Below are 6,747 nucleotides of genomic sequence, written 5' to 3'. Positions count from 1 at the left end.
TGATGCCGTCATACTGGTTGTGGACGGTGCGATAGATGTCGTGCTGGACGTCGATAGTCGAGAAATGGTGGACGAAGCGACGCAGGTACCGGCGGAACTCGATCGCGCTGTGCCACGGTTCGAACGCGAATAGCGTGCACCATTCCATCCAAAAATTTGTCTCGAAGAAATGCGGCTGGAAGCAGTCGGTGATGCGCTTGTCGTCGAGCAGGCTTTCGGGCTCACCGATCAGCTTGACCAGGTCGATCCGGTCGCGTTCGGTAAAACCCATGGTGTGCGCGTCGGGCACACTCCCGTCCAGGTTGACCAGCCGGACCTTATTGTTCCACGGCCATGTCTTGGCGGCGCGGTTGGTTTCCTCGGTCACAGAAATCGTCGGATCGGTCGCTGCGGGGATGCCGTCAAGCAGGTCGAAGGTACATTGGTACATCGCCTCGAACATACGGCTGCCGCTCATGAAATAACCGTCTTCCGCAGTGCCGTGCGCATCGAACGCGCCGCCGGTCTGGTGGCTTTCCTCGAGGATTGTGATGTCCTTCCCGGCGACATCGCCATCGCGCAGGAGGATTACCGCCCCCGCAAGCGAGGCGATCCCGCTGCCAACAAATGTGTAGCTGCTCATGAAAAGGCGATCCTTTGTGCGAAGGATCATGCTTTACCTGCGTTCACACAGCCGCGAGTAGCGTCGGAAACTACTCAAGGCGCAAATGCATAGCGAGCGACGCTAGGGAGTGTCATTTCTATCCAGCAAAGGGGTGACATTTCTACTTAGCGCTTACACACCGGTAGTACGATAATATTTGGTATGTTAAATTCGCAGTAGGCTCACTTTTGCAAATGGACATGCAGATAAACCAGTTATCACATAAGCGGAATTGACCCTTTCTTATAAGGTGCGGTACAACCCCGCTTGAGGAGCGTGGCACGCTATGGGCACCGAAACCGCTTTGGAAGGGCAGAAAACCGCTATCGCGCCGCCAGAGGCCTCCCTGCCGGCCATCGCGGCGCAGAGCGACCTTGCCTGGGCGATCGTGCAGATGCGAGCGGGGGAGCGGATCGTTATCAATGAGGCGCTCATCGCTGCCTATCAGCGTTCGTCGTCGCCCCACAGCATCCGCGCGTTGAAATCTGACGTCGAGGCTTTCGATGCCTGGTGTCGGCGCATGAACCGGATCGCGCTGCCGGCGTCGGCCGAGACCGTTGCAGACTATCTCGACGCGCGGGCAGGGAAGGGGGGCAAGCCTGCCTCGCTCGGTCGCTACAAGGCGTCGATCGCCAAGATCCACCAGTTGCTCGACCTTAAGGATCCGACGTCAGCGCCACTGGTCAAGCTTCGGCTCGCAGCGGTCCGACGGGAGAAGGGCACGGCGCAGAAGCAGGCGCGACCTTTGCGGTTCAAGGGCCCAGTGCGCGACGTCGAGCGCGACAAGGCGCGGGGGCTTAATATCTGCGCGCTGCTCGAGAGCTGCGGCGACGATCTGCCCGGGCTGCGTGATCGGGCGCTGCTGTCGGCTGCCTATGACACCGGCCTGCGTGCGTCCGAGTTGGTGGCGGTCGCGGTTGAGCATATCGAGGAGGCGATCGACCCCGAGGCGCGGCTGCTGCAAATCCTTCGAAGCAAGGGCGATCAGGACGGGGAGGGGGCGACCGCCTATCTGAGCCCGCGCACGGTCGCGGCGATCGCGACCTGGACCGAGGCGGCCGAGATCACGGCAGGGCCACTGTTCCGGCGGGTGCAGGTGCGGCGTTACAAGGCACGCGCCGCCGTGCGCGGTCGTCCGATCGACAGCATCTCAGGCCGGGAGGCGTGGGATCTGCGCAAGACGCTCTCGAAGCCTGCGGTGAAGGCGCGCGTCGAATATGACATTGGCGCCGTGGCGCTGCACCCTGGCTCTATCGGGTCGATCTTCCGGTCGATCATTCAGCGGGCGTTTGACGGAGGCGCGTTGCCCGACCTGACCGCGGAGGATTTGGCCCGGCTTGTCAAAGGGATCAGCGCGCACTCAACTCGGATTGGGCTGAATCAGGATCTATTCGCCAGTGGCGAGGATCTCGCGGGCATCATGGATGCGCTGCGGTGGAAGTCGCCGCGCATGCCGCTCGCTTACAACCGCAACCTCGCCGCGGAGCAGGGCGCGGCAGGTCGACTCATGGCGAAGATCGCTTAGCGGATACAGGCGTACGGAAGTAGATTGCGGCCAGGCATTCAGATGGCTGTGTATCAACCAACATCTAGGACAGATCGATTCTACTTGTCGATGTCGTCGAATATCGATCGCGTCGCAGCGGGCGTGGGCGGTACGGGGGCTTCTTCCTTCTTTTGCGTCACGATGTGGCTCCAGTCCGTATCGCTTTCGTCCTCTTCATCCCGCTCACGTTTGCGCTCTTCGATCGCGTCGACCGAGCGCCTGACCTGGTCGCGTGCTTCGTCGATCAAAGCGACGGCATCGGCGTCGACACCAATCGCCTCCACGCGATCCAGAACGTCGAGCAGTTTCTTGAAATGGCTATCGGGCTCTTCGTCGAGATCAGCATCCGCCGCTATCTCGTCGATCCGATCTTCGAGGGATGGCAACACCGTGGTGCGCAATCCCATGCCCATGCCGACCAGCCGTAATGGCGATAATAGGCCGAGCATATCCTCTTCCTCGAAGAAAGAGGCGTCGAGCGCATTTTGCGCCGCCGATTCAAGCCTGTCAGCTGCTTCCAGGCGCAGATCGTCGGGCAAGAGTCCAAGACGATTTGCCCGACCGTAGGTGGCAAGCTGCGGGTCGTTACCAACGGGATCGGTCCGCCAGCACGATCGCCGCAACAAATCCGGATATTGCTGAACCACCTTGGAGAAGACCCCCTCGCTGGCCCGATAGGACAGGAAGTGGAACAGCATCCAATTGCGCTGGCGTTCGTCGGGCGTACGGCCGAGACGAGCGACCAAGGAGTCATCCAGTGCGGTCGGTATGACCAGCGCGTCCCGTATGAGCGGCGATCCCTCGCACGTGAAGCTTCCGAGAATGGTGTCGACCGGTGCACCGCGGATCAACGCCGCCATCATATGCGGCTTCTGCCGCATGATCTCTGTCAGGGCGTCCGAGATCGTCGGGTGCGCGAAGGTCCATCTCGGTCCGGAGAGCTTAAGGAACGACCCCATTAGCTCCGCAAAGCAATCCTGAATCTTGGTGATGGAATAGCCGGTCAGTTCCGCGACGGCCTGCGCTGCCAACGGATCGTGGTCACTGGGATCGAAACCGACCTGATGGACATAAACCAGAATGAGCGCCGCCTGCAGCTGATCGTCCAAGGCGTTGACCGTATCGATAAGGTGCTCGGTCGGCTCTTCCATGAAGCGGACAAGCGAGGGCTCGCGCGGCGCCAGCCCCTTGGTGAAGTTCGGATCCCCAAGCCGTTCGGCAATGCCGGGGAGAAAATCCTCGACGGCGGCAACAGCAGCTAGGTGGGGCTTCACGCTCGACCGCCAGCTCTGACTCTGCTCCCCGAAATTGACGTGGTTGTATAGGATCTGGGCTTTCTCGTCGAAGGTCAGATCGCCCACGTCGACCACAGCGCTTCCGTCCGTAAATTGCGCGAGATTGCGCTGGCCGAGCCGCCGCCGCGCTCCCTCATAGATGTGCTTGCGCGACGTCAGCAGGAAGCGGTTGCCGTGATTGATCGCTGCACGCAATTTCGAAAAGGCAGAGGCCCAGTCCTGGACATAATCGTCGCGCAGCACGTTCGAACCGAAGGCGTCGTCGATCCAGAAAAATCGCCCGGGGTCGTTTGGATTCCCTCCCGCCTCGAAATCGCGCGGGCTCGTAAGAGCAAGGACGGTGTTATCCGGGTTCTCAGATGCGATCGTGGAAACGATGGCGCCGATTGCCGATTTGCCGCTCGACGGATTGCCGAGCAGGAGCACAACACCATGATCAGAGATCGCGTTAACGGCATCGCGATGGGCCTTGGTCGGAACATAAGTCCGCAGCTTCGGAACCCAGCTGTCGAGGAGTGCTCGGCTCTGTTCGCTGAGCCGCTCGTCGACTATCGAGGTTAAATCGCCAAGACCATAGACCTGTGGCACGAGCGCGCGCAGGCGGGCGCTACTCCTGATGACCCGAACGATAAACTGGCGGCCCAGAATATGCGGTTTGCGCACGCCGAGCGCGCGCAATCGCGCGCGCATCGCGGCGGCGACAGGCGCATCGACGCTCATGTTGGTCATGAAGGCGTAAGTGTCGGCCAAACCGGCCTTAACCAGTTCCTCGACGTTTTCGATTTCGCCCGATAGGTCGCCCGCCTTCAGCGCCTTGCCCGCCTCCGAGGTGTGCTTGCACTGAATCGTGCCAATGGAAGGCGCATCCGATCCCAACGGTATAAGAAATACCGCGTCCTGGCCGCCATCCTGCGCTTCCCGGAAAATCTCGACCGGACGGCCGAGCACGACCTCGCAGACCTGCGAGCAGAGATCCTGGAATGCACGCCAACCGATCGTATGGAGGGCTAGGTCGCTCCACGGACCGTGCGCGCGGCGCTCTCGCGTCGAGACGATCTCGCTCAAGCCGTTGTCGACTTTCACGCCACGGGGACCGGCGCTTGCGCCTGTGGCGGGCCAGGCAGGTCCTCGTCGCGGAAAAAGCGCCACATTGCGCGAATTACGGCCGTCAACATGTTGCTCTCGCGACCGTGCTCCTTGGCGCGCAGCAATGTCTGATAAACGACCTCGGGGATTTTCTGGGTGTCATTGCTCGGGTGCACGCCGAAGGGCTCGCAGGCATCAGCAAGGCACGCGGCGTGAATGTCCGGGGTGATATCCTCCTTAAGTCGATGTTCCAGCGTTTTGCCGAAATGCGCATAGCAATCGCTGACGAGGTCATCGCTCGGGGCGGCATCGAACACTGTCTCCGGCTTTGCGAGCTTGCTCAAGGCAAGATCGGTCGCGGGCGAACGCTTGGCTTCGGGCAGATGATGATCGCAGTCCCAGAGCAGGAAGGTCGGAATGCCCAGCTCGCGGAAAATGACATAGGGACGGTCGAGGTTAGCCTTGCCCTCAGCTGAAAGGATGGCGATCCCGGCCGCCTCGAAATTGACACCGAGCATCCGCGCGGTCGCCGTGAGCGCCGCTTTGTCGCTGCGCCCCTCGACTAGGATGACGCCATTCGCGAAGAATCCTTCGGCCAGTTCGGCTCCAAGGATATGGAGCCGCGGCATCAAGGTCTGTGCGCTGTACGAGCCGCCGGGCTTATCCCAGCCGCGTTCGAGCTTCTGCGCCACGATGCCGAGATCGAGGGCCTGCAAGCTGCACTGCTTGAACGCGCTGTCGGCGCAGGCTGAGCGGCGGGTGAGCCGGATCTCGTCGGCCTTGCCCATCGAAATGAACATCGGCGAGTGCGAGCCGAAAATGATTTGGGTATGCCCCTGGACGCCCGGAAGCGTGCCGCTGCTCAGCCCGCGCAGCACCTCCGCGAAATGCCGCTGCTTGGTCGGATGCTGGTAGAGCTCGGGCTCCTCGATCGCGAGGATTAATGTTGGCGCCTGGCCGACCAACGCCTGACCGTCGGGAGCGGCGCCCCCCGCACCTCCGGCACCTGCATCGTCAGCTTCCGGGACCGCCGTGCGCGCCAGATGTTGGAGCAGCGTGAAGATGAAGGCGCGTTGCAGGCCGTGACCCTGCCTATCGACCGGACCGCCGAAACCGTCGTCCTTGAGAAACACGTCCGCCATCGGTAACGGGACCGGCATCTCTCCGATCTCCCGCCAGTTCAGGCCGACCTCCGCATCCTGGTACAGGCCGCGCAGGTCGGCCGTGAGCGTCCCCGCCAATGTGCCAAGTTCTGGCATGTTTTCTGCCGACACCAACGCCTGATAAGCTTCCGTCATCTGCGCTTTAAAGGCCTGGACGTCGGGTCGCTGCAAGATCTGGCTACGCACCAGCAGCTCGAGCAGCTTGCCGATAACGCTCGCCTTGCCGTCAGCCGCATCGACTGATGCCTCGCGCACAGCCGGGATGAAGACGAAGCTCGTATGCCTCTGGAGCTTGCCGCGGCTGTTGTTCTGAAAGCCGAAGAACTGCCCGTCATCAAGCAACAGGACCAGTTGCGCGGGATGGGCTGCCTCCCAATCCAGCAGCGCCTGGTCAACTGCGGCCGCGCTGCCGGCATTGGGCAGATCCGCGTAGAGCGCATTGTTTTCGCGCAGGGCATTGTAGGCCGCGCGTTTTGGCGTCGCGGCGGATTGCGATCGGATCGCGACGAAGTCTGGGATTTGAGGAACGACGCCGTGATAGCGACCGCTTGAGGCGCCACCATCGAAGATACGGGTGACGACCAGCTTGCCGTCGCGAACGCGGTCCTCGAACGACGCCGCTTCCTGATCGCTAAGCTGATGGAAAGTTAGTTCTATCTCGATCGGCCGCCCCTGATCACGCCCGAAGAAGTCGTCCGCGTCGCAGCTCTTCGACGTCGAGTAAAATTTCTCGATCGCTTTCAGTATCGACGACTTGCCCGCGCCGTTGCCGCCGATGAACGCCGTGTGCGCGCCGAAGCCGACTTCGATATCTCGAAGCGACCTAAAGTTTTTGATGCGCGCGCGCTCGAGCTGCATTGGTCCCCCCCAAGTATCCCTACTTTTCAATTTCGATCGGTTCGAATGCAAGGGCAATTACCACCATCCGGACCTGCACCTCGCAAGGTGGCTTGGCCGAGAGGCTCCGCTTGCGTTCCGCGCCCAACCGACGGCAAAGTCCCTTGGCGACCTGAT

4 protein-coding genes are annotated in these 6,747 nt (G+C 61.5%); 1 reads left to right on the top strand and 3 read right to left on the bottom strand.

All coding sequences use genetic code 11. The features are described from left to right. Positions 1-622, bottom strand: a 622-nt coding sequence (locus QMG56_RS17050) for an oleate hydratase (protein WP_281823583.1), incomplete at its 3' end; no start/stop codon positions are given. Positions 623-929: 307 nt separating this feature from the next. Between QMG56_RS17050 and QMG56_RS17045 the strand changes: the two genes are divergently transcribed. Next, positions 930-2,168 (top strand): integrase, encoded by a 1,239-nt coding sequence (locus tag QMG56_RS17045; RefSeq protein ID WP_281823581.1) that lies wholly within the window; start codon positions 930-932, stop codon positions 2,166-2,168. A gap of 80 nt (positions 2,169-2,248) precedes the next feature. Here QMG56_RS17045 and QMG56_RS17040 read toward each other — a convergent pair whose 3' ends face one another. Further along, complete coding sequence (locus QMG56_RS17040; protein ID WP_281823579.1) at positions 2,249-4,567, bottom strand: hypothetical protein; 2,319 nt, start codon at positions 4,565-4,567, stop codon at positions 2,249-2,251. Further along, positions 4,564-6,591, bottom strand: a complete 2,028-nt coding sequence (locus QMG56_RS17035; RefSeq protein WP_281823577.1) for an ATP-dependent endonuclease — start codon at positions 6,589-6,591, stop codon at positions 4,564-4,566. Before QMG56_RS17035 ends, QMG56_RS17040 begins: the two co-directional genes overlap by 4 nt. Positions 6,592-6,747 lie beyond the last annotated feature (156 nt).

Origin of the sequence: Sphingobium sp. BS19, from assembly GCF_027925545.1 — a bacterium.
Classification (GTDB): domain Bacteria; phylum Pseudomonadota; class Alphaproteobacteria; order Sphingomonadales; family Sphingomonadaceae; genus Sphingobium.
This window is presented reverse-complemented; position numbering and strand designations above follow the sequence as displayed.